Annotated in this window: 24 protein-coding genes, 1 tRNA gene and 1 other annotated feature; of the genes, 21 read left to right on the forward strand and 4 right to left on the reverse strand. The window is 38.0% G+C overall.

Annotation, left to right across the window (positions count from 1 at the left end; translation table 11 throughout):
- Positions 1 to 55 precede the first annotated feature (55 nt).
- Positions 56 to 272, forward strand: a binding site (T-box leader).
- A gap of 58 nt (positions 273 to 330) precedes the next feature.
- The 3 genes from leuS to FC89_RS11540 all read left to right on the forward strand — a co-directional run bounded on the left by leuS (position 331) and on the right by FC89_RS11540 (position 6,044).
- On the forward strand, positions 331 to 2,745 hold the full coding sequence (leuS, locus tag FC89_RS11530) for a leucine--tRNA ligase (protein WP_057872685.1): 2,415 nt from the start codon (positions 331 to 333) through the stop codon (positions 2,743 to 2,745).
- A 205-nt stretch (positions 2,746 to 2,950) separates the two neighbouring features.
- Positions 2,951 to 4,300, forward strand: coding sequence for an amino acid permease (locus FC89_RS11535; RefSeq protein WP_057872686.1), 1,350 nt, complete (start codon positions 2,951 to 2,953; stop codon positions 4,298 to 4,300).
- An 85-nt stretch (positions 4,301 to 4,385) separates the two neighbouring features.
- Positions 4,386 to 6,044 carry a putative polysaccharide biosynthesis protein gene (locus tag FC89_RS11540; RefSeq protein ID WP_057872687.1) on the forward strand — a complete coding sequence of 553 codons (1,659 nt, stop codon included), beginning with the start codon at positions 4,386 to 4,388 and terminating at the stop codon, positions 6,042 to 6,044.
- Between the two features lie 146 nt (positions 6,045 to 6,190).
- Here the strand turns inward: FC89_RS11540 and FC89_RS11545 are convergent, their stop codons facing one another.
- Entirely contained in the window at positions 6,191 to 7,039 is an 849-nt protein-coding gene (locus FC89_RS11545) for an NAD(P)H-hydrate dehydratase (protein WP_057872688.1), read from the reverse strand.
- A 237-nt stretch (positions 7,040 to 7,276) separates the two neighbouring features.
- Here FC89_RS11545 and FC89_RS11550 point away from each other — a divergent pair, with 237 nt between their 5' ends.
- Together FC89_RS11550 and FC89_RS11555 are read left to right on the forward strand one after the other, a co-directional pair.
- Positions 7,277 to 7,522 carry a hypothetical protein gene (locus tag FC89_RS11550; protein WP_057872689.1) on the forward strand — a complete coding sequence of 82 codons (246 nt, stop codon included), beginning with the start codon at positions 7,277 to 7,279 and terminating at the stop codon, positions 7,520 to 7,522.
- A gap of 39 nt (positions 7,523 to 7,561) precedes the next feature.
- Positions 7,562 to 7,849 carry a hypothetical protein gene (locus tag FC89_RS11555; protein WP_057872690.1) on the forward strand — a complete coding sequence of 96 codons (288 nt, stop codon included), beginning with the start codon at positions 7,562 to 7,564 and terminating at the stop codon, positions 7,847 to 7,849.
- Here the strand turns inward: FC89_RS11555 and FC89_RS11560 are convergent.
- Positions 7,846 to 8,295, reverse strand: coding sequence for a universal stress protein (locus FC89_RS11560; RefSeq protein WP_057872691.1), 450 nt, complete (start codon positions 8,293 to 8,295; stop codon positions 7,846 to 7,848). The genes FC89_RS11555 and FC89_RS11560 overlap by 4 nt on opposite strands.
- Positions 8,296 to 9,567: 1,272 nt before the next feature.
- Positions 9,568 to 9,651 (reverse strand) — tRNA-Leu (locus FC89_RS11565).
- A gap of 171 nt (positions 9,652 to 9,822) precedes the next feature.
- On the opposite strand from FC89_RS11565, the gene FC89_RS11570 reads away from it, so the two are divergent.
- The 5 genes from FC89_RS11570 (at position 9,823) to FC89_RS11590 (ending at position 14,194) form a co-directional block, all read left to right on the forward strand.
- The gene (locus tag FC89_RS11570; RefSeq protein WP_057872692.1) at positions 9,823 to 10,101 is read left to right on the forward strand and encodes a hypothetical protein; all 279 of its coding nucleotides are present in this window, start codon (positions 9,823 to 9,825) and stop codon (positions 10,099 to 10,101) included.
- A gap of 124 nt (positions 10,102 to 10,225) precedes the next feature.
- Complete coding sequence (locus tag FC89_RS11575; protein ID WP_057872693.1) at positions 10,226 to 10,678, forward strand: universal stress protein; 453 nt, start codon at positions 10,226 to 10,228, stop codon at positions 10,676 to 10,678.
- Between the two features lie 24 nt (positions 10,679 to 10,702).
- Positions 10,703 to 11,038, forward strand: coding sequence for a hypothetical protein (locus FC89_RS11580; protein WP_057872694.1), 336 nt, complete (start codon positions 10,703 to 10,705; stop codon positions 11,036 to 11,038).
- A 374-nt stretch (positions 11,039 to 11,412) separates the two neighbouring features.
- Positions 11,413 to 12,870: an APC family permease gene (locus FC89_RS11585; protein ID WP_057872695.1), complete on the forward strand. Its 1,458-nt coding sequence runs from the start codon at positions 11,413 to 11,415 to the stop codon at positions 12,868 to 12,870.
- Positions 12,854 to 14,194, forward strand: a complete 1,341-nt coding sequence (locus FC89_RS11590; protein ID WP_057872696.1) for an aspartate aminotransferase family protein — start codon at positions 12,854 to 12,856, stop codon at positions 14,192 to 14,194. The genes FC89_RS11585 and FC89_RS11590 overlap by 17 nt, the downstream gene beginning before the upstream one ends.
- Positions 14,195 to 14,224: 30 nt before the next feature.
- On the opposite strand, the gene FC89_RS11595 is transcribed toward FC89_RS11590, so the two are convergent.
- Entirely contained in the window at positions 14,225 to 14,785 is a 561-nt protein-coding gene (locus FC89_RS11595; protein WP_057872697.1) for a nucleotidyltransferase family protein, read from the reverse strand.
- A 160-nt stretch (positions 14,786 to 14,945) separates the two neighbouring features.
- Here FC89_RS11595 and FC89_RS11600 point away from each other — a divergent pair, with 160 nt between their 5' ends.
- The 11 genes from FC89_RS11600 (at position 14,946) to purM (ending at position 26,357) form a co-directional block, all read left to right on the forward strand.
- Positions 14,946 to 16,166 carry an acetate/propionate family kinase gene (locus FC89_RS11600; protein ID WP_057872698.1) on the forward strand — a complete coding sequence of 407 codons (1,221 nt, stop codon included), beginning with the start codon at positions 14,946 to 14,948 and terminating at the stop codon, positions 16,164 to 16,166.
- Between the two features lie 108 nt (positions 16,167 to 16,274).
- On the forward strand, positions 16,275 to 16,478 hold the full coding sequence (locus tag FC89_RS11605; RefSeq protein WP_057872699.1) for a hypothetical protein: 204 nt from the start codon (positions 16,275 to 16,277) through the stop codon (positions 16,476 to 16,478).
- A 221-nt stretch (positions 16,479 to 16,699) separates the two neighbouring features.
- A complete protein-coding gene (gene purE / locus FC89_RS11610; protein ID WP_157060729.1) occupies positions 16,700 to 17,188 on the forward strand; it encodes a 5-(carboxyamino)imidazole ribonucleotide mutase in 489 nt (162 codons plus the stop codon).
- 1 nt (position 17,189) lies between these two features.
- Complete coding sequence (gene purK / locus FC89_RS11615) at positions 17,190 to 18,302, forward strand: 5-(carboxyamino)imidazole ribonucleotide synthase (RefSeq protein ID WP_157060730.1); 1,113 nt, start codon at positions 17,190 to 17,192, stop codon at positions 18,300 to 18,302.
- Positions 18,303 to 18,318: 16 nt separating this feature from the next.
- On the forward strand, positions 18,319 to 19,614 hold the full coding sequence (gene purB / locus FC89_RS11620; RefSeq protein ID WP_057872701.1) for an adenylosuccinate lyase: 1,296 nt from the start codon (positions 18,319 to 18,321) through the stop codon (positions 19,612 to 19,614).
- 403 nt (positions 19,615 to 20,017) lie between these two features.
- Positions 20,018 to 20,740: a phosphoribosylaminoimidazolesuccinocarboxamide synthase gene (gene purC, locus FC89_RS11625; protein WP_057872702.1), complete on the forward strand. Its 723-nt coding sequence runs from the start codon at positions 20,018 to 20,020 to the stop codon at positions 20,738 to 20,740.
- A complete protein-coding gene (gene purS / locus FC89_RS11630; protein ID WP_057872703.1) occupies positions 20,737 to 20,985 on the forward strand; it encodes a phosphoribosylformylglycinamidine synthase subunit PurS in 249 nt (82 codons plus the stop codon). Before purC ends, purS begins: the two co-directional genes overlap by 4 nt.
- Positions 20,982 to 21,665, forward strand: a complete 684-nt coding sequence (purQ, locus tag FC89_RS11635; protein ID WP_057872704.1) for a phosphoribosylformylglycinamidine synthase subunit PurQ — start codon at positions 20,982 to 20,984, stop codon at positions 21,663 to 21,665. The genes purS and purQ overlap by 4 nt, the downstream gene beginning before the upstream one ends.
- A complete protein-coding gene (gene purL, locus FC89_RS11640; protein WP_057872705.1) occupies positions 21,665 to 23,890 on the forward strand; it encodes a phosphoribosylformylglycinamidine synthase subunit PurL in 2,226 nt (741 codons plus the stop codon). The genes purQ and purL overlap by 1 nt, the downstream gene beginning before the upstream one ends.
- Positions 23,866 to 25,320 (forward strand): amidophosphoribosyltransferase, encoded by a 1,455-nt coding sequence (purF, locus tag FC89_RS11645; RefSeq protein WP_057872706.1) that lies wholly within the window; start codon positions 23,866 to 23,868, stop codon positions 25,318 to 25,320. Before purL ends, purF begins: the two co-directional genes overlap by 25 nt.
- Positions 25,320 to 26,357 carry a phosphoribosylformylglycinamidine cyclo-ligase gene (purM, locus tag FC89_RS11650; RefSeq protein WP_057872707.1) on the forward strand — a complete coding sequence of 346 codons (1,038 nt, stop codon included), beginning with the start codon at positions 25,320 to 25,322 and terminating at the stop codon, positions 26,355 to 26,357. Before purF ends, purM begins: the two co-directional genes overlap by 1 nt.
- Positions 26,358 to 26,359 lie beyond the last annotated feature (2 nt).

Below are 26,359 nucleotides of genomic sequence, written 5' to 3' on the forward strand. Positions count from 1 at the left end.
AAATCAGTTGCAGCAGGTTTAAATTTTTGCTATTATGAGTGCAACATAGCAATATATAATTTAGATAAGGAATAGTAGCTGAGGTCGGTATTTTGTAGAGAGGGCATCGTGGCTGAAAGTGCCTATTTTCCGTTTCAGACGAACTCACCTTAAATAATTCCTGTTGAATAAAGTAGGCGGGAACGGTTGTTTTACCGTTAGCAAACTTTAAAGTGCCAGTTGTATGACTGGAAAATAGGTGGTACCGCGAGTTTTATTTACTCGTCCTATATTGGCGTTGGTCAGTATAGGACTTTTTTTAACTTTTTAAAAGGGAAGGATCTATTTATTATGGCGTATGATCATCAAAAGATTGAGGAAAAATGGCAGCATTATTGGGAAGCACACAAAACTTTTAAAACGACGGAAAATACTGATAAAAAGAAATATTATGCACTAGATATGTTTCCCTATCCATCTGGTCAAGGGCTGCACGTTGGCCATCCAGAGGGTTATACCGCAACTGACATTATTGCTCGGATGAAACGGATGCAAGGGTTTGATGTACTGCATCCGATGGGCTGGGATGCTTTTGGGTTGCCAGCTGAACAATATGCGCTAAACACCGGACATTCTCCACGGGAGTTTACCAAAGTCAATATTAATAATTTTCGACGTCAGATAAAGTCTCTTGGCTTATCATACGATTGGGATCGGGAAATTAATACAACAGATCCTTCTTATTATAAATGGACACAATGGATTTTTGAAAAGCTTTATGAAAAGGGTTTGGCTTATGAAGCGGAAGTTCCGGTAAACTGGAGTCCAGATTTAGGAACGGTTGTTGCTAACGAAGAGGTTATTGACGGTAAAACTGAACGTGGTGGCTTTCCAGTTGTTCGTAAACCAATGCGCCAGTGGGTACTTAAAATTACGGCATACGCTGATCGCCTAATTGATGATTTGGATGATTTGGATTGGCCGGAAAATATTAAAGAACAGCAACGCAATTGGATTGGCCGCTCAGTCGGTGCTAGTATCAAATTTGCTGTTGCTGGTAAAAAAAATCTTAAAATCGAGGTCTTTACAACTCGACCAGATACCATTTTTGGTGTTTCCGGAATGGTATTGGCGCCTGAATTAGATTTAGTTAAGGAATTAACAACTCCTAAGCAAAAAGCAGTAGTTGATGCTTACATTGACAAGGTAGCCCATAAATCTGATTTGGAACGGACCGATTTAGCTAAAGAAAAAACTGGTGTCTTCACCGGCAGTTATGCGATTAATCCGCTTAATGGTAAAAAAGTTCAAATTTGGATTGCAGACTATGTTTTAGCAACCTATGGAACCGGAGCAGTAATGATCGTACCGGCTCATGATGATCGGGATTATGATTTTGCTAAAAAATTCAATTTGCCAATTGTACCAGTAATTGAGGGCGGCGATATTGCTAAGGAAGCTTATACTGGTGATGGGACACATATTAATTCTGATTTCTTAAATGGCTTAAATAAACAAGACGCAATTGATAAGATAATTGATTGGCTGCAAGAAAAAAAGATTGGCAAGAAAAAGGTTAACTACCATTTACGAGACTGGCTTTTCTCACGTCAACGTTATTGGGGTGAACCAATTCCGATTATTCACTGGGAAGATGGCGAAACAACATTGGTTCCCGCAGACCAGTTACCATTACGTTTGCCAAAAGCTAAGGACATTAAACCTTCTGGAACTGGTGAAAGTCCGCTGGCTAACTTGGATGATTGGGTAAATGTTGTGGATAAGAATGGTCGAAAAGGTAAACGCGAAACTAATACTATGCCTCAATGGGCAGGTAGTTCATGGTATTTCTTACGTTACGTTGATCCACATAACCAAGGAGCAATCGCCGATTATCAAAAATTGAAGGATTGGATGCCAGTTGATTTGTATGTCGGTGGAGCTGAGCATGCTGTTTTGCATTTGCTGTATGCACGCTTTTGGCATAAATTCTTATATGATATCGGGGTCGTTCCAACTAAAGAACCGTTCCATAAGTTAGTTAATCAAGGGATGATTTTAGGTGACAATCATGAGAAAATGTCGAAGTCTAAGGGAAATGTAGTTAACCCAGATGAAATTGTTGAAAAATATGGAGCAGACACATTACGATTATACGAGATGTTTATGGGACCACTTGATGCTTCAATTGCTTGGAGCGAGGATGGTTTAAATGGAGCCAATAAGTTCATCAAGCGGATTTGGCGGCTTTTAATCGATGATCAGGATAATCTGCGTGATCGGGTTACAACATTAAATGACGGTAAATTGGACCATGTATATCATCAGACAGTCAAGAAAGTGACTGAAGACTATACTGCAATGCATTTTAATACGGCAATTTCCCAGTTGATGGTTTTTGTTAATGAAGCTTATAAGGCTGATGCATTGCCATTGGAGTATATGGAAGGTTTCGTCAAAATGATTTCACCGGTTATTCCGCATTTAGCAGAAGAATTGTGGACTAAACTAGGTCATGTGGGGACTATTACTTACGAAAAATGGCCAACGTATGATGAAAGCAAGTTGGTTGAAGATACAGTTCAAGTAGTTGTTCAAGTTAACGGCAAGGTTAGACAGCATCTAACAATTGCTAAGGGAACGGCTAAAGCTGAATTGCAAAAGCAAGCTTTGGCTGACGCCAAGATAAAGACAGCAATTGCTGATAAAAAGATTGTCAAGGTGATTGTGGTACCTGATAAATTGGTTAGTGTAGTTGTTAAGTAAACTGATCGGAATTTTTTAAACATTAGTTTTTTCTTAAAAGAGCTCTATTGATTTGACCAATTATGATTAGCTGTTGATTTTGGTCAAACAATTAGAGCTTTTTTTAATTTAAACTTGCAATTAGTTAGATAATTCAATATACTTTACAACATACGTTGTCATTTTTGATGAAATCACTGACCTTGGAGGAGGATTGGAAAGAATTATGAAAAATGAATTGTCACGGGGACTAACTCATCGTCATATTCAAATGATTGCGATCGGCGGAGCAATCGGAACGGGACTTTTTCTAGGATCAGGGAGTGCTATCAAAGCTGCTGGTCCGGCAATTATTTTGGCTTATCTGATTGCCGGTATAATTTGTTTCTTTATGATGCGAGCAATTGGTGAATTAGTTCTATCAGATCTTAAATTAACTTCTTTTATTGATTTTGTTAGACGTTATTTGGGAGATCGTTTTGAATTTGTCATTGGCTGGACTTACTGGTTGTGTTGGGAAAGTTTAGCAATGGCTGACTTAACAGCCAGTGGGATTTATTTACGGTATTGGTTTCCAATTATTCCCCAGTGGGTAACACCATTAATTATTATTTTAGTATTATTGGGATTTAACTTGTTAAGTGTTGGGGTTTATGGTGAGTTGGAGTCGTGGTTTGCCAGCATTAAGGTTTTAGCAATTGTAGCTTTGATCGTGACGGGGATAGTTTTACTAGTGTTAGGTACTAAAGTAGGCGGACATCAAGTATCTTTAGGTAATTTGGTTAATTATGGTGGCTTTTTCCCCAAAGGATTTAAGGGCTTTTTGGCAGCTTTTCCAATGGTTATCTTTGCCTTTACCGGAATTGAGATGGTCGGGCTAACCTCAGGTGAAACAGCGGATCCTGAACATGATTTGCCGCGGGCTATTAATAGTTTGCCGATTAGAATTGGTCTTTTTTATCTGGGTTCGATGTTTATTTTAATGTGCATCTATCCTTGGAATGAGATTACAACGACTTCAAGTCCGTTTGTGCAGGTTTTTGCTGGTATAGGTGTAAAAATCGCTGCCGGTGTAATTAATTTCGTTGTTTTAACGGCAGCTTTATCAGCTTGTAACAGTGCTATTTTTAGTACTAGCCGTACCTTATATGTTTTATCGCGGACCAAAAAGGCACCAGCTTCATTTGGGACGACCAGCAATCGCAGTGTTCCAGTTAAATCATTGCTTTTTTCTTCATTGACATTATTAGTTATTGTTTTATTGAATTATGTAATTCCTAAAACTGTATTTGAAATTATTTCTGGGGTGGCTACAGTCAGTTTTATTTTTGTTTGGATTGTTTTAATGGTTTGCCACTATCGTTGTCGCAAAGCAAAACAAACCAAAAACAAAAAATTTGCGATGCCATTATTTCCTTTTTCAAATTATCTGACAATTATTTTCTTTTTAATGGTTACAGTATTACTGGCATTTGAACGGAGTACCTTGATTTCATTGATCTTTGCGGCGGTTTGGTTTGCTGGCTTGAGTTTGATTTATACTTTAGCAATAAAAAAGGCACAAGTCGAAAATTAAGAGTAAAATAAATTATAGTTTTAAAATCTTAGCAGCGAATTTTTAAGTCGATTAAAGCTAAACTGGTTAAAGGCAGGATAAAAGAATGTCAATTAATTCACAAACTGAGATGCAAGCAAAAAAGAGTCCGCAAAAAGAACCAACAGCAAAAGATAAAATGTTGCGTGGTTCTGCTTGGATGACCGCTGGTAGTGTTTTTTCGCGCGTTTTGGGAGCTATTTATATTATTCCTTGGTATACCTGGTTTGGAAAAGATAACTTGGCTGCTAATGCGCTATACACTAAAGGATACACTGTTTACAGTGTTTTCTTAATGATTTCAATTGCAGGGATTCCATCGGCTGTTGCGAAACAAGTTGCTCATTATAATGCTCAAAATGAATACGCAGTTGGTCAGCGGCTCTATAAGAAGTCACTGTTGTTAATGTTGGCAATTGGTTTTTTAAGCGCTTTGCTGATGTGGTATTTAGCGCCGCTGCTTTCATTAGGGGAAGCGGATGTTATTCCCGTTTTTCGTTCACTGGCGTTGGCGTTGATTTTGATACCGGTAATGAGTTTAACTCGTGGTTTTTTTCAAGGATATCAAGACATGTTCCCATCGGCGATGTCGCAATTAGTTGAACAAATTGCGCGAATTATTTATATGTTGGCAGCTACTTATATTATTATGCAAGTAATGCATAGTAATTATCAACTAGGGGTTATTCATTCAACCTTTGCGGCTTTTATTGGTGCATTAGGTGGCTTGCTGATTTTAGGTTGGTACTATTGGCGTAAACACAAAGAATTAAAACAATATGCACTTCAAAGTACCAATCAGTTAAAAATCAGTGATCGACGTTTGATGGCAGACTTATTGCTGCAATCAGTACCATTTGTATTAATTGGTGCTTCGACTACCTTGTATAATCAGTTAGACTATTTTACTTTTAAACCAACAATGATTTCGCTGTCACATATTAGTTTGAAAACGATCAATGATTTATATGCTATTTTTGCTGGAAATGACAATAAATTGATTATGATCGTGGTGGCTTTAGCGTCGGCGATGGCAGCAACAGCAGTTCCATTACTATCAGAAGCTTATACCAAAAACGACCATAAAAAAATTGCGACACAATTGGCAGATGCCTTGGAGTTGTTTCTTATCGTGATGCTGCCGTGTTCTTTAGGAATGGCAGCAGTAGCAAAACCATTATATATCGTTTTTTACCAATACAATATTACTGGAATTTATGTTTTGAGCTTTTCAGCTTATGTTGCTTTACCAATCGGATTGTTTATTGTTTTGTCATCATTAATGCAGGGCATTTATCAAAACAAAAAAGCAGTTAAATATTTTATTATTGGTTTTTTAGTCAAAGTTGTGGTTCAAGTTCCTTTAACAGTTTGGTTGCAAGCTTTTGGACCGGTAATGGCAACCGGAATTGGGATGATGGTTTCCAATATTTTGATGATTCGTTATTTTTATTATAAATATCATCTTGATCTAGATCGGTTAGAGCGAAGATTTGATGGGCTGCTGCTATTTTCGTTTGCAACTTTTGCCGTGGCATTGTTAATTGTCCTAGCTGCATCTTCAGTGATTAATTTGGAATATCGGCTCTGGTCATTTCTGGTGTTGGTAATTGCAGCATCGGTTGGGGCGTTTCTTTACCTTTACTTGTGTTTAAAAACACGTTTAGCAGACAAGATTATTGGTGCACGCGTAAGTCGCTTAAGAAAATGGTTGCATATTAAGTAAGATTCGTTATTAGTAGTCAAGCACTGAATAAATCAATTCTTTTTGATTTACTCAGTGCTTGTTTTTTATGGTTGAATTATAAAAATAGTGTTACAAAATGAAAACGAATTCATCTTGTGCGTTCTACTTGGGTATAAACGCTGGGTTTAAGCATCAGTAATAACTTGTCGCATAAATTGCGGTAAGGCGTTGATAATGGCACTGGGTAATACAACATAATTATTTTCAGCTAGCTGTTTTGCAATGGCACTGTGGCAATAAACAGCAGCATCAATAACTTGATTAGTTGCAGCTTGTTTGAATTGGGCTAAAAATGCCGCAATAATTCCTGCTAAGGTATCGCCCATCCCGCCAGTTGCCATATATGGACCTCCAATAGCTAGTTTAGTGACAGTTTGATCATAGTGATAAATGACAGTACCATTTTTTTTCAGAACAACGGTTGCTCCCAATGTTTGTTGCATCTTTAAATTCTGTTCAATGTTGTTTTGTTCAGAAATTTTGATATCACTTAACCGTTGCCATTCCATTTGATGAGGTGTCAAAATGGTTTGAGGCGGCAATAATTTGTACCATTCTCGATGTTGGCTTAGAATTGTCAGGGCAGAACCATCAATTATCAGCTGTTGTTGTTTAGTAATTCGCTGCAAAACTGTTAGTAATAACTTGGCAGCGAGTTGATCATTCCCCAATCCAGGGCCAATGACAATCACATCAGCTTGTTGAATTGAATTTGATAAGCCAGTTTGATCTTGGTAGTCGAGAAACATTGCTTCAGGTACGATTGTATGCAAAGCGGTTAAATTTGCCGGATGACAAGCACAGGTTACTAAACCAGCACCGGCATGAACTGCTGCACTGGAAGTCATGATAATTGCACCGCCATAGTTTATATTACCGCCGATTGCCAGCAGACGACCAAAAGTTCCTTTATAACTGTTAGCTGGACGGATAGTAATAATTTGCTGTAAGATGTTTGAACTGATTAATTTCATTTAAAAACCTCCGTTAATAATTTATCGCTACTTTTATTCTAATACACTTTTATGGATAGCAGTTAGTGAAGAAAATTTGTTGTTTGAATACCGAATAAGTTGTTAATTTTAAACATTAAAAGAAGTTGAAACAGTATTTTCAACTAAGAAAACGAACACTTCCGATTAAGATGCTTTGAATTTTTGTGTTTTTAGAGGTAAAATTAATAATGGATAAATAAATAGGAGGTTTAAAGCATGCAGAAAAGTTTTATTCAAGAACTTGAAACGAATGTGCTGGCAGAAGACGAAACTTCAAAAACTTATTTGGTACCTAGTAAAAAGGAACGTTTAGCGGTCAAAATTGATAAGGAAGTTTTAAAACGGTTAACTGATAATCAGAAACTTGAACGCATGTTAAAGAATTTGCTAAAAATGAATTCTAAAAGCACTACTCAAGAGGTAATCAATATAAATAAACGCAACTATCGAATTTTTAGTTAACGATTACCGTTGTTGCTGCAGGTTGGAGGAGGAAAAATAGTGTTTTTGACAACAGGCGATGTGAATCGTTCTTATGTAATTTTAGGGATTGTGAATGCAACCGTTAAGCGTACATTGCAAGCTGATGAAATTGATAAGGTTGCTGAGTATGACGATTTATATAGTGAAGTAAAAACAAAGCTGGTCGATCGGGTGCTTGCCAAAAATGGTGATGGAATTTTACAAGTACGGTTTGTTCCGCAAATTGTTCCTGTGGGTCCAGGACCAAAGTATCTTTTGCTTCATGGATACGGAACCGCTGTTAGATTTCCCAGCAAAAATGATTAGCGCATAATTATTACGTCGGGGTGGGCGGTTTTAATTACATAGCTGGATACGGAACCTGTAAAGAAACGTTGTAAGTGATTTTTTTGTGTTTTACCCAAAATGATTAAGTCATTTCGATATTCAGCCGGGAATTCCTGTGCAATAATTATTCGTGGATCGCCAAAGCGTAAGTGAGTATGAATCTGGTAAACTGAAGATCCAGCTGCTAATAATTTATTTTTGATTTCTTTTAGTTGTTTACTGGCTTTTTTCTCTAAATGATACAGATTTTCGTCTGACAGTTCTGCTTGAGCGTTACCAAAAACAATAATTGTTGGGTCCAACACAAATAAAATATCCAATTGAATATTATTATGGCGGGCATAGCTTGCTGATTTTTCAAGTGCGTCAGGTATATCATTGCTTAAGTCAATAGCGAGTAGAATTCTTTGATAAGGTTGTTGCATAGAGTCACTCCTAGATAATATTTAATTATATAACAGGTGTAAGTTCGTTATAATTTTGCCGGTCCTTCTGCGAGTTTTAGGAGGGCTTTTTTTGTGTTATCAATGTTGAAAGGTTTAGCCAATGTTAAATCGGAATCTGACGCTGTAAGCACAGAAAATGGTAATTTTCTATATAAGCCAGCGGGCTATTTATATGATTTCAACATTTATACTGATATTAACAAGAAAAAAACTTAAAATCAATGAATTAAAATAATGATTTGGCTAATTTAAAAAAATAGTTCGCTAGTGATTCCGCTATTTCGTTAATAAAAAAATAAAGTGCATTAAGTTTTTGCGAATGATTGTTAGAGGTTCGAAGAGAAAGGCAGTTAATCTTTTGAATACAGAAGTGTAAGGTCATAATTACCCGAAAGTAAGTGAACTAGAGCAATTGTAAAATGAATTTTGTTGAAAAAAGAATAATTTATGATACAATAAAATTATAAAACTTTCTGTATGCTGCTAATAATATAAAAGTTTTTGTTTCTTTGTTCAACTTTCATCGATACTTAATGAGAACACACTAAAAAGGGGTAACGATTAAGTTACTTCTTTTTTTTAACATCGATGATATCGTTTACAATTATGGCCTGAGATCTGATAATATGCAGGTAACTAAAAGAATAGTTTAAAATGGGAAATTTGCCAACTGGTAAGGCGTGTTTTTAAAAAGTGTAACATACGAAACGACAGTGATGTGGGGAATCATATTGTGTTTGGCGATTTTTTGCAATAAGAATCATGACAAAAAAGAGTCTTTAATTAGTCCTTTTTTCATCAACAACGGTTGTTATATTAACAGCTATGTTTAAATACAAAATTTAAGTGCAAAAAGATGCAGAAAGATAAGGATATAGCTATGAAAAATATTATTTTATGTTGATATTTGTCTTTTTATTGACAGCGTTTGCAAAATAACGTAAAATGTTAAATGCAATATATATAGTATAGATTTTTTACGTAAGCTGGCGTGGAAAACTAGCTTATTTTATTACAAATTATACTTTGGGCTGTAATTTAGTATTTAAATGATAAATTGTGTATTTATCTGGCAAGTGAGGATTAAATGCAGATGAAAAATAGCTTTACTTGGATAATAGCAAATCACCGTAAAATTATTGACTGCAACAAAATAAAATAAACAATGCTAAGATATGCTAATTTAGAAAATAAAAAAGCCTTTAAATCAATGATTTAAAGACTTCGAAATGATTCATTTTTAGTTAAATATGCCCTCGGCAGGAGTCGAACCTGTACTTGGATAACCAAACAGCGACCTGAACGCTGCGCGTCTGCCAATTCCGCCACGAGGGCAAAACAATAACAAAGCTAATTATATTATACTTATTCCAATAAGACAAGTTCTTTTTTAAGAAAGTAGGATGGCAAGAAAAATATTAATTAGTTATACTTTAAGTTGCTTTTGCAGAAGAAAAATTTTAAAATTGTCAATAAATGTAAGCGCAGTCATTGGAGGAGAAAGATATGAATAAAAATACTTACCAGTTAGATCGAGCTAAAATTTATTTAGCAGAAACTCAAAAGGCGATTGAGTTTTTAACGAACAATGATCGACTGTTGGCAGATTTAGTAATTAGAAATTTACAAAAATCATGTTCGTCTGAATTGAAAAATCAGCAAATGAGTGATCCGGATTACCAGATCTTATTAGAAAAGATTTCTCAAATTTTCAGTCAAGGGATTGATCAGATAAAACAATTAGAGCAAGTGCGTACCGCTTGCCATCAATTTATTTTAAAATAATTAGCTGCAAGTTGCTGTTGTATTCGAGTCCTTTTTTTGAATTGTAAGTTATTAGCTGACAGCGGACAGACCAGAATCGATAATGGTATAATATACTTAGCAAAAGAGAAAGAAGTGACAGACAATGCAGCAGACATATCGCGATATTTTAGTTCCGGTCGATGGTTCTAAGAACTCTGAAAAAGCCTTAGAGCAGGCAGTAGAAATCGCTAAAAGGAATCATGGAAAAATTGAAATTTTAAATGTAATTGATATCAGAAATTTCAGTAATGCATTTGGTAGTATAATGGATGGCAGTGGAGATGTAATTTATTCTTCTTTTAATGCAATTGAAGAATATTTGAATAAATTGAAAGCCAAGATCGTTGAGCAACATCATTTTGAGCAAGTTCAAGTTCATGCTCGTTTTGGATCACCAAGGGTGGTAATTGCTAATGACTTTCTGCGGGATTACCCGATAGATTTGATTGTAATGGGTAAAACAGGTTCTAATCCGGTTGAACGCTTTTTAATCGGTTCAGTGACTGATTTTGTAACGCGGTCAGCAAGTTGTGATGTAATCATTATTCACCAATAATAATTTTGACGGGAGGTAGATCATATGTCTAAACCTGAATTAGTGGGGATGGTAATTTTAATTGGTTTGATTTCCTACAACTTTAAATTGAGTCTTTCCGTCAAACGATTGCGTAACCAGATTGGTAAAGCGCGGCTCAATGAGTTATATCAAGATAAAAGTCAGCAGCTGCTGGATGTTATCCATGAAAAAAGAAAGTGGACAATTTTGAGTCAAATTTTAATTTTTGCCAGTTTTGTTATCGCTTTAATGGGTGTTAAGTTGGTAGTGTTACTTTATTTCCTGATTCTTTACACAGTTACAACTATTTATATTAATCGTTTAACACAGCATGTATTTAAGAGTTATACGCAACATTAATTCGGTAGTGGGTATTGCTCTGAACTAATTGCGAAATAATAGCAAATTTTATAGCCTAGAAGGGCTATTTTTTGTGCACTCAAAAATTTTGAGATCGCTTTTTTTATTGATATCAAGCAAAATATTTTTTTAAATCGTTTGGCTGATTACGCTATCAAAACTTTCTATTACGTTGATTTTTAATTATTTAAAAGTAAATTAATTTATTGATTGAATAGCCATTAAAATGAAAGCAATGTTTTGAAAACAAAGAATAACGGTTGATTTTTCATTGAAAGATTAAGTTAACATAGGAATTTGTTAAAAATAAATTGACATTTCTAATATATTTGTTATAATTCTCTTAATTGTTGTTACATCATGGAGGGGTTTTTATGGGAAAATTGTTTGACAGGTTGACTTTGAAAGAGGATCCAAATGTTTATCAGGATAAAGATTCACATTTGAAGCAAGTTCTGACAGTCAAGGATTTCTTGGCTTTAGGGGTCGGGACGATTGTTTCAACTTCAATTTTTACATTACCGGGCGTAGTTGCGGCGCAACATGCTGGTCCAGCGGTTGCTTTATCATTTTTAGTTGCTGCTGTTGTCGCTGGTTTGGTTGCTTTTGCTTACGCTGAGATGGCTTCGACGATGCCGTTTGCCGGTTCAGCATATTCTTGGATTAATGTTATTTTTGGAGAATTTTTTGGTTGGGTCGCTGGTTGGGCTTTGCTAGCTGAATATTTTATTGCAGTGGCGTTTGTTGCCTCAGGGCTTTCTGCTAACTTGCAGGGATTATTGCAACCATTGGGTTTTGCTTTACCCAAACAATTAGCTGGTGCTTTTGGTTCAAATGGTGGGATGATAGATTTAATTGCAGCTGTTGTTGTTATTTTAGTGGCATTGTTATTGTCACATGGAGTTTCAGAAGCTGCTCGGGTCGAAAATGTTTTAGTCGTTTTGAAGGTTTTAGCAATTTTAGTATTTGTTTTTGTTGGGATGACGGCTCTAAAAGCAGCAAATTATGTACCATTTATTCCTGCGTATCATCAAAATGCTGATGGTTCAGCTTTCGGTGGTTGGCAAGGAATTTACGCTGGTGTTTCGTCAATCTTCTTATCATATATTGGTTTTGATTCGATTGCAGCGAATTCCGCTGAAGCTAAAAATCCCAAAAAGACTATGCCACGAGGAATCTTGGGCTCATTAGTAATTGCAGTGGTTTTGTTTGTTAGTGTTTCATTGGTATTAGTCGGAATGTTCAAATACACTTCTTATGCAAATAATGCTGAACCGGTTGGTTGGGCATTGCGTCAAAGTGGGCATGGAACGATTGCTTCTGTTGTTCAGGCAGTTGCTGTTGTTGGGATGTTTACCGCTTTAATAGGTATGATGCTGGCTGGCTCACGCTTATTGTATTCATTTGGTCGTGATGGTATGCTGCCAAAATGGTTAGGAAAATTGAATCATAATGATTTACCTAATCATGCATTGTTGCTTTTATCAATTGTTGGGATCGTTTTAGGAGCTGTTTTCCCGTTTGCTTTCTTAGCACAATTAGTTTCAGCTGGAACGTTAATTGCTTTTATGTTTGTTTCACTGGGTATGTATGCACTGCGCCCGCGTGAAGGCAAGGATTTACCGATACCGAGTTTTAAAATGCCGTTTTATCCGGTTTTGCCGACAATTGCTTTCTTAGGTGCCTTTCTAGTTTTTTGGGGCTTAGGTAAAGATGCTAAGTTGTATGCTCTTTTCTGGTTTATTTTTGGCGTAATTCTCTATTTTTCATATGGTATTAGACACTCCTATTTAGCTAAAAATCAAAGAAGTGATAATGGTGAAAACAAATAAAGCGTTGTTGGCCGCCGAAGCAAAATCTTTGTCACAAACTGCCCGTATCAATTATTTTGATATTGTTATTGAATCAGGCAAGGGAGCACTTTTAAAAGATGTTGATGGTAATAGTTATATCGATTTATTAGCAAGTGCCTCATCAACCAATACAGGTCATGCACATCCAAAAGTGGTTCAGGCAATTCAACAACAGGCAGCTAAAATTATTCAATATACGCCGGCTTATTTTGCCAATGTTCCAGCAGCTGAGCTAGCACAAAAATTAGCAAAAATTGCCCCAATAAGTGGACCAGTTAAAGTCGCTTGGGGGAATTCCGGTTCTGATGCAAATGACGGTATTATTAAATTTGCTCGCGCTTATACTGGTCGTCAATATGTCGTCAGTTTTATGGGGGCTTATCATGGTTCAACATATGGTTCTTTGTCAGCTTCAGCTGTCAGTTTGAATATGGCGCGCAAAATTGGGCCTTTGTTGCCGGGAGTTGTCAAAGTTCCTTATCCTGATCCATGGCATCGTTTACCAAATGAAAGTGAAGCAGATTTTGTTGATCGAATGTTTGCGGCTTTTCTTGAACCCTTCCAGACATACTTGCCGGCTGAAGAAACGGCAGTTATTATGATGGAAGCAATTCAAGGAGATGGCGGAATTGTTAAAGCACCAACTGAATTTGTACGTCGAGTTGTTGAATTTGCCCATCAAAATGGAATTTTGTTTGCGGTTGATGAAGTTAATCAGGGATTGGGTCGGACTGGAAAAATGTGGTCAATTCAACATTTTGGAGTTGAACCTGATCTAATGTCAGTTGGCAAATCAATTGCATCTGGTCTGCCTTTAAGCGCAGTTGTTGGTCGCGCTGATGTGATGGATTCTTTAGCAGCACCGGGGCATTTGTTTACGACTGCTGGCAATCCGGTAACTACGGCTGCTGCTTTGGCAACATTGGATGTTATACAAGCTGAAAAATTACCAGAACGTTCAGCACGTCTGGGTAAATTAGCAGTAGCCTTTTTTGCTGAACAAGCACAAAAATATGCTTTTATTGGCGCTTGGCGGATGTATGGTCTAGATGGTGGAATTGATATTGTTGATCCACAGACAAAAAAACCTGATGCAGCCGCAACAACTAAATTGATTTATCGTGTTTTTGAATTGGGTGCGATTATGATCAGTCTAAAAGAAAATATTTTGCGTTTCCAGCCACCATTAGTAATTACTGAAGAACAATTGCAACAGGCTTTTGCTATTTTAGCCCAGGCTTTTGCAGAGTTGGACGCGGGCAAACTATCTTTGCCTGCTAATGCAGCTCAGATTGGTTGGTAAATAAAAAAAACTAGGCAATTTGCCTAGTTTTTATTTTGCAAAAAATTTTAAATTCGACCAACGTGCTGACCAATTTTTCCATTGAAGCCGCCGCTGATAAGCTGCAAGTTTTGTTGTGTCTGTTGACCAGTTGGGGTTGGGGTGAACTTCCAAGTTAAATAGGTCTTCTAGTCCAAAGGGGGCAAATATTTCAAATTTACCTTGAACTGAGATACTTATGCCAACAGCGCTGCAGGTTTCGGGGATGGTGGTTAATGCCGATTCGATTGTTTTGCCAAATGGTTGATGGCTGGCAGCGTCATTTTGACAAACATTTTGAATGTTCCAAAGATATTTTGAATGTTTTTGTGTAATAATAGCCCTTTTAGTTAGTAGATTTTCATAGGATAGACTCTGATCCGCAAAAATAATATCGATATTTTCACGTAAGATATTGTATTTTTGTTGGGTAAGTGCATCCCAAACTAAATTGCGAACAGCTCCGGCACATAAAACAGCCTCAGAAATTTGCTGCTGATTTAAAATTGTAAAAATTTCCTGAATTTCTGCTTGTTGTGATAGAAGCTTAATTAACTGTTGTTTATTATTCAACTTTACTCCCTCCAATAATAATTTATTGTAGTTTCTTTTGTAGTAAAATAAAAGTTATTTTTAAATTTTGGAAATTATTTGATGAATACCGTGAAAAAACGAATGAGATTTGTTATATTATACTTATGAAAGCGTTTGAATGTCGTTTGGAGGGATAGCAATGGCAAAAATATTGGCAATTAACGCTGGCAGTTCAAGTTTGAAGTTTAAATTATTTGAAATGCCGACTGAACAAGTTTTAGCAAAGGGTGTTTTCGAGAGAATTGGGATGGCTCAAGGGAAAATTGAAATTAAATCAACAACAGATAATTATACCAGCGAGGAACCGATTGAGAATCATTCTTACGCTGTTAAGCGCTTACTAGAGCTAATGAAGGAACTTAAAATAATTGTTGATTTTAATGAAATTATCGGCGTTGGTCATCGAGTAGTTGCTGGTGGTGAATATTTTAAAAAATCTGTAATCGTCAATGGTCAGGTAATTCGCAGAATCAATGATTTGGCTGAATATGCGCCGATTCATAATCCGGCTAATTTAATGGGAATCAAAGCATTTCGCAAATTGTTGCCGAAAGCAGTATCGGTTGCCGTTTTTGATACATCATTTCACCAGACGATTCCTAAAACAAACTTTTTGTTCAGTGTACCTTATGAGTGGTATCACAATTATGGGGTACGGCGGTATGGAGCCCATGGAACCAGTCATCGTTATGTAGCTAATATAGCAGCTGGTCTAATGCAGCGCCCGTTAAGTGATTTGAAATTGATTAGTTGTCATTTAGGCGCCGGAGCTTCATTATGTGCCATTAAAAATGGCAAATCTTTTGATACATCAATGGGATTTACTCCGCTAACCGGAATTACAATGGCGACTCGATCGGGTGATGCGGATGTTGCGATGATTTCTTTCATGATGCAGAAGTTAAATATGCATTCAATGCCAGAAGTAATTTACGATTTGAATAAAAAATCTGGTTTGTTGGGGATTTCCGGTATTTCTTCGGATATGCGTGACATCTTAGCAGCAGCTAAACAAAAAAATGAACGAGCACAATTAGCGATTGACATCTTTGTTAAAGATATCGTGAAATATATTGGTGCGTACACAGCAGAAATGGGTGGCTTAGATGGTTTGATCTTTACTGCTGGAATTGGCGAAAATTCATCAGAAGTCAGAGAATTGATTGCTAAGCGAATTGCCTATCTGGGAATTGACCTTGACCCGGAATTAAATCAGATTCATGGCAAACCGGTGATCATTTCTCAACCTAGTTCAAGAGTTAAAGTCATGACGATTCCAACAAATGAAGAGTTGATGATTGCTCGTGATGTTGAACAATTAATCAAAGAAACCAGCCTGAAACAAGCAGCGAATCTCTGATTTAATTTTTTTTAAAAGAAAAAAATCCAAAAAGGTTCACAAACGAAGAAAAAAGTGTTAGATTATTCAAGTCGACTTAGTCAGATTCTTTTTTTAGGGGGTTTTGTCATGAGCAACAAGTTTGATATTATCTATGAGTATCGGGCAGTTGAGGCGAAATTGGCTGAACTGGATCAAGTTTGTGAGAGAATCAGCGAAACCAATCGTGGACGGCACTTGCTGAATGCTTACGATGAAAGAAGACGTAAACTAGCAGCAGAAAAAGATCGTTTAGGTGCCATTTTAGAGGCAATGACAGCTGCTGAAGATTAAGGCAGTTTGTCAGGTTTGTTATTATTAGAAAATAATAGCCGTTATTCGGATATAAGTCGAATAACGGTTTTTTTGTGGGCTGAATTCAAGCTTTAAGCGGGTATTTAACTACAATTGAGTAATTTTTACGGATAAAATCCCAAAAAAGCAAATTAAAGTTCGATATTTTTTTGACAACTATATCTCAATTTGCTAAGCTTATGGCAAATGGAGGGATCAAATTGAGTGAACAAGTCAGTGTTGTTATGGGAAGTATCTCAGATTGGGAAACAATGAAACCAGCCAGCGAAATTTTAGCTGATTTCGGGATTGATTTTGAAAAAAAAGTTATTTCAGCCCATCGAATGCCAGCTGAAATGTTTTCTTTCGCACAAGATGCAGCTAGCCGTGGAATCAAGGTAATTATTGCAGGTGCTGGCGGAGCAGCTCATTTACCGGGAATGCTTGCTGCTAATACAACCTTACCGGTAATTGGTGTACCCGTACAAAGTCATGCGCTTAATGGGATGGATTCATTATTGTCAATTGTTCAAATGCCAGCAGGTGTTCCAGTGGCAACAACGGCGATCGGGGTTGCAGGAGCAAAAAATGCTGCATTGTTAGCAACTGAAATTCTTGCAGTCGCTGATCAGCAATTGACTACCAAACTTATTGATTTTCGCCAAAGACAACATGACACAGCATTGAAAAGCGGTGAACAACTTGACTAAGATGATTGAACCGGGAAAGACGATTGGAATTATTGGTGGCGGACAATTGGGACAAATGCTAACTTTTTCAGCTAAAAAAGCTGGATTTAGAGTTTTGATCCTTGATCCGAATCCAGATTGTTCAGCTGGACAAGCAGCTGATGACCAGATTGTAGCTGACTATGCAGATCGGACGGCAATTGCTGAATTAGCAAAACGCTCGGATGTTTTAACTTATGAATTTGAAAATGTTGATTTAGAAGCTCTAGAAGCGGTACAGACGGATGTTTCAATTCCACAAGGGACACATTTGTTAGCAATTACTAAAAATCGTTTGCGTGAAAAAAGTTTTTTACGTGATAATGGTTTGCAAGTGGCACCATTTGCAGCTGTCAAAAATCAAGCGGCATTAACCGCTGCTGTGGCTGAAATCGGTTTTCCGGCAGTTTTAAAAACCTGTGAAGGCGGCTATGATGGTAAAGCTCAAGTTGTGTTGCATGATCAAGCTGACATTTCCGCGGCAAAGCAATTGCTGACACATGGCGAATGCATTCTGGAGGGATGGGTCGATTTCTCGCATGAGTGTTCAGTTATGGTTGGCCGCAACTTGGCTGGTGCCGTTTCACTTTTCCCGGTTAGTGAAAACATTCATCACCATCAAATTCTGCATGAAAGTATTGTTCCTGCTAGGATCCCAGTACCGGCTCAACAGCAGGCGCAACAAATGGCTAAAAAAATTGCTGAAGCGATTAATTTGTGTGGTATCTTAGGGGTAGAGTTTTTCTTAGGGAAAAATGGGCAGATTTATGTTAACGAGCTTGCCCCACGTCCACATAATTCAGGCCATTATTCGATTGAAGCATGCAATTTTTCACAATTTGATGTACATAACCGAGCAATTTGCAATTGGCCGCTGCCACAGATCGATTTGCTGAAACCGGTTGTTATGGTGAATGTCTTAGGACAGCATGTAGCAGGTGTCAAAAAATTGATTTCTCAAAAACCTCAGTGGCAGTTTCATGATTATGGCAAGGGAGAAATTCGTCGGGATCGCAAAATGGGGCACATAACTATTTTGACTGATGATCCAACGGCAACTTTAGCAGAAGTTCAAGCAACTAAAATTTGGGAATAGTATAAAGGAGAAAATAATGATTTCAAGATACACACGACCTGAGATGGCAGCAATCTGGAATGATGAACGAAAATATCAGTGTTGGTTGGAGGTAGAACTGGCAGCGGACGAAGCTTGGTCAAAGTTAGGACATATTCCAGCTGAAGATGTTGAAAAATTACATCAGCATGCAAAGTTCAATGTTGAAAGAATTCAAGAAATTGAAGCTGTTACGCATCATGATGTAATTGCGTTTACCCGTTGTGTCTCAGAATCACTAGGGTCTGAAAAAAAATGGGTCCATTATGGTCTGACCAGCACTGATGTTGTCGATACAGCCTATGGCTATCAGTTGAAGCAGGTTAACGAAATCTTGCGACAGGACTTAGCTGATTTTAAAGCAATTGTTGCTCGTCAAGCTATAAAGTACAAAAATACAGTTATGATGGGACGAACACATGGCGTACATGCTGAACCAACGACTTTTGGTTTGAAATTAGCACGTTGGTATTCGGAGATTAAACGTGACATTGAACGATTTGAGCATGCGGCAGCTGGGGTTGAAGCTGGTAAGATCAGTGGAGCGGTTGGTACTTTCGCCAATATTGATCCTTTTGTTGAAAAATATGTTTGTCAAAAATTGGGAATTCGAGCTCAAGAAATTTCCAGTCAGGTATTACCACGCGACCTACATGCTGAATATTTGGCAGCATTGGCTTTAATTGCTACCAGTCTTGAAGAATTTGCTACTGAAATTCGCGGTCTGCAAAAATCAGAAACACGTGAAGTAGAGGAACATTTTGCTAAAGGACAAAAGGGCTCTTCAGCAATGCCACATAAGCGCAATCCAATCGGCTCAGAGAATATTTGTGGTTTAGCTCGGGTGATTCGTGGACATATGATAACAGCTTATGAGGACGTTTCTTTGTGGCATGAACGTGATATTTCTCATTCCTCCGCAGAGCGAATTATTTTACCTGATACAACGATCTTGCTTGATTATATGCTGCATCGTTTCGGCAAGATTTTAGATACCCTAACAGTTTTTCCAGAAAATATGAAACGTAATATGGGACGGACATTTGGCTTGATATATAGTGGGCGAGTTTTGCTGAAATTAATTGATAAAGGGATGAGCCGTGAAGCTGCTTATGATCTAATCCAACCAAAAACGGCGCAGTCTTGGGATGAACAGGTTCAATTTCGTCCTTTATTAGAAAAAGATCCGCAAATTACGTCACGTTTGTCGGCGGCTGATCTAGATGATGCGTTTGATTACCACTGGCATTTACGTCGCGTGGATGAAATTTTCCAGCGAGTCGGATTAGAATGAAAGCAGTATAGAATTTAATTTAATATGGATGTTAATGCGCAAGCATGATTTTGCTTAAGATTACTTCCAAAGACTGGACAAATAAATTTTGACCAGTCTTTTTTTGCCTAAATGTTAAGTACCAGCTTAAGTTTAACGAGCAGCAAATAATGACTAATATCGGCTGTTAATATTTATTTTAATAAAATTAATCTTCAGTTATTGCAGACTTATCAGCTGCTATAATTGATTTTTTATTTTTTATCTAGCTATTGGTTAACTTAATGCTTATTAAATAAAATTAAGTTCGTGTTTTACCTATTGACTAAATGACACAAAATTGTTAGTCTTTATGATAAATAGCGATCATTAATAACGTGATTGACTATAATATTCGTGTTTAATGAAAGGATGGCAGTTTCTAATGGCAAAAATGATTTATGCCGGGAAAGCAAAACAACTTTGGACAACCGATAATGATCAATTACTTCGAGTAGTTTATACAAATCAAGCAACTGCACTTAATGGTAAACGCAAGGATCAAATTAGTGGGAAAGGTGAACTCAATAATCAAATTTCTACCTTGATTTTTGAGTATTTGGCAGACCACGGTGTTGCAACTCATTTTGTCAAGAAATTGTCGGCAACAGAAGAAATTGTAAAAAAAGTGAAGATCATTCCGCTTGAGGTGGTAACTCGTAATATCGGTGCTGGTCATTTCGCTTCACGTTTTGGAGTCGAAGAGGGATTGAGATTTACTAAGCCGGTCGAGGAATTATATTACAAAAGTGATGAACTGGATGATCCATTTATGAATGAATCCCAGGCGTATGCCTTAAAAATTGCAACTGCAGCTGAAATTGAAAAAATTTGGAAAATTTCTCGCCAGGTTAATCAGTTATTACGTTCGTTGTTTGCAGAAATTGGACTGGAATTAGTTGATTTTAAATTAGAATTTGGCAAAACTGCTGCCGGTGAAATTATTCTTGCTGATGAATTTTCACCGGATAATTGCCGATTATGGGATATGAAAACACAGCAGCATATGGATAAGGATGTTTTTCGTCGGGACTTAGGCGAACTGGCACCGGTTTATCAAGAAGTGTTACGGCGGTTAACTAGTAAGCTGGAGGCGGGAAAAGCATGAAAAAAGTCAGAATCTATGTAACTTATAAAGAATCAGTTTTTGATCCCCAAGGTGAAACTATTACGACAGCAGTAAAAAGTTTGGGTTTTCCCCAAGTTAAGGAAATTAATGTTGGCAAGTTTTTCGATGTAACTTTGCTGGAGACAGCGGATCTTGATCAGACGATTGCGGCTATTTCTGAAAAACTGCTAGTTAACTTCAATTTGGAAACTTATCATTATCAAGTATTGGAGGAACAAAAATGAGAGTGGCAGTTGTTGTTTTTCCGGGATCAAATTGTGATATCGATCTGTATGAAGCTTTGACGTCAGTTTGTAAAGTTGAAGCAGCTTATGTTTCTTACCAGCAAGATAATTTAGCTGGGTTTGATGCGGTTATGCTGCCAGGCGGCTTTTCCTATGGCGATTATTTGCGTTGTGGAGCGATTGCCCGTTTTAGTAACATTATGCCGGCAATTCAGCAATTTGCTGCTCAAGGGAAACCCGTTTTTGGCACCTGCAATGGTTTTCAAATTTTAACCGAGGCCGGTTTGCTGCCAGGAGCGTTAAAACAAAATGATTCCTTGAAATTTGTTTGCAAAACGGTCGCATTACGTGTTGAAAATAATCAGACAGTTTTTACGAATCAGTATCAAGCTGGAGAAGTAATTCAGTTGCCGATTGCACATGCTGATGGCAGTTATTATGCTGATCAGGAAACTTTAGCAGCTTTAGAGGCCAACCATCAAGTAGTTTTTCGTTATGCAACGGAAAATCCCAACGGCAGTTTGAATGATATTGCTGGAATTACTAACCGGCGGGGAAATGTTTTAGGGATGATGCCTCATCCGGAACGAGCAGTTGAGCAGCTTTTGGGCAATACTGATGGTTTGCGGCTCTTTAAGTCATTATTAGCGGGCCAAACGATTAAGGAGGCAGCACATTAATGACAAAGAAATTAACGCCTGAACAAATTCAACAGCAAAAGCCTTATTTAGCTTGGGGGCTGAGTGAAAAAGAATATGATTATATCAGCCAACGATTATTAGGAAGACTGCCAAATTATACTGAAACTGGTTTATTTGCCGTTATGTGGAGTGAACATTGTTCTTATAAAATGTCAAAACCGGTTTTACGAGAATTTCCTAGTACTGGGAAACGGGTCTTGCAAGGGCCTGGAGAGGGAGCTGGTATTTTAGATATTGGCGATCAGCAAGCAGTTGTTTTCAAAGCTGAAAGCCATAATCATCCTTCAGCGGTTGAACCTTATGAAGGGGCAGCTACCGGCGTTGGCGGAATCATTCGTGACATTTTCAGTATGGGAGCTCGACCAATTGCCATGCTTGATTCGCTCCATTTCGGTGAAATTGATCAACCACGAACTAAATATTTGATTAATGAAATAGTAGCAGGAATTGGCGGATATGGTAATTGTATGGGGATTCCAACGGTTGGCGGCGAAACAACTTTTGATCCATGTTACACAGGCAATCCACTGGTTAATGCAATGTGTGTTGGTCTTATGGACCAAGCTGATATGCAAAAAGGACGAGCTCAAGGAATCGGTAATGCTGTAATGTATGTTGGAGCTAAAACCGGTCGTGATGGAATTCATGGAGCGACTTTTGCTTCAGCTGATTTTGCGGACGACAAGGAGACTCAACGTTCTGCTGTGCAAGTTGGTGATCCATTTATGGAAAAACTATTACTTGAAGCTTGTCTAGAGTTGACTCACAAACATCAAGATTGGCTGATAGGTATTCAAGATATGGGAGCCGCTGGTTTAGTCTCATCAAGCTGTGAAATGGCAGCAAAAGCTGATAGTGGAATGGAATTAGAGTTGGATCAAGTACCGCAACGTGAACCAGGAATGTCAGCTTATGAAATTATGCTCAGTGAATCGCAAGAGCGCATGTTGCTTTGTATAAAAAAAGGTTTTGAAAAACCAGTCCAAGATTTATTTGAAAGTTATGGTTTAGAAGCTGTCGTTATCGGCCGGGTAACGGCCGGACATCAGTATATATTGCATCACCAAGGTAATAAAGTTACTGATATTCCAGTCAGCTCATTGACCGATGATGTCTTAGAAGAACAAGGAACTGAAGTAATGCCAAGTCGTTTGCAACAAGCTGCTCTCCAGCCCGTTTGGCAACCAACAGAATTTGATTTTGCAGCGACTTTTTATCAGATGCTGCAGCAACCGACGATAGCAGCCAAAACTTCAATCACGCAAACATATGATTCGCAGGTTCGAACTAATACGGTCGTTGGTCCTGGAAGTGATGCGGCCGTTTTAAGAATCAGACGGACAACTAAGGGATTGGCAATGACGACCGATGGTAACGGAAGGTTTGTTTATTTGAATCCGGAAATCGGCGGTAAATTAGCAGTTCTCGAAGCTGCAGCCAATCTGGTTGCCAGCGGAGCTGAACCATTGGGAATTACCGATTGTTTGAATTATGGTGATCCGCATGATCCTGAAGTTTATTGGGAATTACATCAATCGGTCAAAGGGATGGCAGCTGCTTGTCGTGCTTTGGAAATTCCTGTTATTTCCGGTAATGTGTCTCTCTATAATGAAACTAATCAACAGGCGATTTATCCGACACCAATGGTTGGAATGGTTGGCTTGATCAATGATATTCAAAAATATGAAACTATTAAGTTAAAAAATGCCGGAGATAAGTTATTTTTAATTGGTACAACAACCGATGATTATGCTGGCAGTGAATTACAAAAAATGCTGCAGCATGAGATCAGCGGTCAATTGGCAGACATTGATTTAAAGCAACAGGTTGCTGGTTTGCAGCAAGTTTTGCATGCCGTTCAAGCTGGTTTGACCAGTAGTGTGCATGATCTTAGTGAAGGTGGCTTGGCAATTGCTTTAGCAGAAAGTACTTTTGCAACTGATTTGGGGTTGCAAGTCACAGTACCATTGACTGATGCGCAATTATTTAGTGAAACGCCCGGACGGTTTTTAATTTCAGTAGCTCCAGCTAAAGTTGCACAATTCACTGAATTAATGCAGGACAAAGCATTGTTGATCGGTGAAGTAATTCCACAAAAGAAATTTGAATTAAAAACCTTAACGGCTACTTATCAATTGGATTTATTACGGGCACAGAAATTATGGGAGGACGCAATACCATGTCTGATGAAATCAAAGGCTTAAATGAAGAGTGCGGCGTTTTTGGCGTTTTTGATGCGGCAGATGCCAGTCGCCTAACTTATTTTGCGTTGCATAGTCTTCAACATCGTGGTCAAGAAGGAGCTGGTATTGTCAGCAGTGATGGCCAGCAGCTTTATCAGTTTCGCAATCGCGGACTGTTGTCTGAAGTATTTGCAGACAAAAAGGATTTAACAAAGCTGGTAGGACGTTCAGCAATTGGTCATGTTCGCTATGGTACCAGTGGTAATAACACTTTAGCCAACGTCCAACCATTCTTATTCCATTTTCATGATGGTGATGTTGCCTTGGCACACAATGGCAATTTAACCAATGCACGAACACTGAAGTCACAGCTTGAAGATGACGGAGCCATTTTTCAATCAAGTTCTGATACAGAAATTTTGATTCATTTGATTCGAAAAAATCAACACTTAGATTTTGTTGCGGCTTTGAAAAAAAGCTTGAATCAAGTCCGCGGTGGTTTTGCTTTTCTCCTTTTACGTAAAGACTGTTTAATTGCCGCTTTAGACCCCAATGGCTTTCGTCCATTAGCAATTGGACAATTGGCTAATGGCGCTTATGTGGTTGCTAGTGAGACTTGCGCTTTTGATATGATTGGAGCAAAATTTGTTCGTGATGTACTGCCGGGTGAATTGATTATTATTGATAAACAAGGTTTGCATATAGATCACTATACAACCGACACACAATTAGCAATTTGTTCCATGGAATATATTTATTTTTCGCGGCCAGATTCAATTATCCATGGTGTAACGGTGCATAATGCTCGAAAAATGATGGGCCGGTTGCTGGCTCGACAGGCGCCAGCTGATGCAGATATGGTAATTGGTGTTCCAAATTCATCATTATCAGCAGCCAGTGGTTATGCTGAGGAAAGTAACTTGCCGTATGAAATGGGTTTGATTAAAAACCAATATATTGCGCGAACCTTTATTCAACCAACCCAAGAATTGCGTGAACGTGGTGTGAAAATGAAATTATCAGCTGTTCGCGGAGTAGTGGAAGGTAAAAAAGTAGCGATCGTTGATGATTCAATCGTTCGTGGGACAACTAGTAAACAAATAGTTCGTTTATTGCGTGAAGCCGGTGCCAAAGAGGTTCATATGCGAATTGCTTCACCGCCATTGCGATTTCCATGCTTTTATGGAATTGATATTTCAACTCGTTCTGAATTAATGGCAGCTAATTATTCGGTTGCTGAAATGTGTGAGTTGATGGGAGCAGATTCACTTGAATTTTTAACGATTGATAACTTAATTAAAGCAATTTCACTTCCTGATGGTCAAAATGCTCCTAATGGTGGTCTGTGTGTTGCTTATTTTGACGGGCATTATCCAACTCCTTTGTATGATTATGAAGCTGGTTATCTGGCTTCTTTGAAAAAACAACAAGCACGTGAGGTGATACAATAATGGATCGTTACCAACAAGCAGGAGTGGATGTTACCGCCGGCTATGAAATGGTCAAAAAAATCAAACAAACGGTTGCTACAACCAACCGACCTGGAGTAATGGGGGGAATTGGTGGCTTTGGAGGATTGTTTGATTTAACTGCACTTGACTTACAACAACCAGTTTTGGTTTCAGGGACCGATGGTGTGGGAACTAAACTATTGATTGCCCAAATGGCTAATAAACACGAAACAATTGGCATTGATTGTGTGGCTATGTGTGTAAATGATGTTTTAGCTCAAGGGGCTGAACCATTATTTTTCTTAGATTATATTGCTACTGGTCATAACCAGCCGGCTAAAATGGCTGAAATCGTTAATGGGGTAGCTGCCGGATGCCGTCAGGCTAACATGGGACTCATCGGTGGTGAAACGGCAGAAATGCCGGATATGTATGCGGCTGACGAATATGATTTAGCTGGATTTGCAGTTGGAGCGGCTGAAAAAAGTAATTTGTTAACGACTGATCGGCCGCAAGCTGGTGATTTTTTAATTGGGTTGCCGGCTAGCGGATTGCATTCAAATGGTTTTTCATTGGTGAGACAAATTCTTTTTAAAGATCATCATTTAAAACTGAACGATCATCCTGATCAATTGCAAGGACACAGTTTGGCAGAAGAATTACTGACGCCGACGCAAATCTATGTTGCAGCTGTTTTACCATTAATCAAAGCCGGATTATTAAAAGGGATTAGCCATATTACCGGTGGAGGTCTTTATGAAAATTTACCGCGAATGTTTGGTGATCAATTGCAGGCGGTGATTCACCTTGACAGCTGGCCAACTTTGCCGATTTTTTCATACCTCAAAGAGCTTGGAAATTTAAGCTTGGATGATTGCCTGCATACTTTTAATATGGGAATCGGGTTAGTTTTAGCGATCGATCCAACAGCAGTCGAAAAAGTTCAGCAGCGCTTGCAAGCGGCCGGTCAAGCAAATTTTCTGATTGGAAAATTGCAGTCACGACCAACGGAGCAAGCAAAGATTATCATTAAGTGAGG

Source organism: Liquorilactobacillus ghanensis DSM 18630, assembly GCF_001435235.1.
Classification (GTDB): Bacteria; Bacillota; Bacilli; order Lactobacillales; family Lactobacillaceae; genus Liquorilactobacillus; species Liquorilactobacillus ghanensis.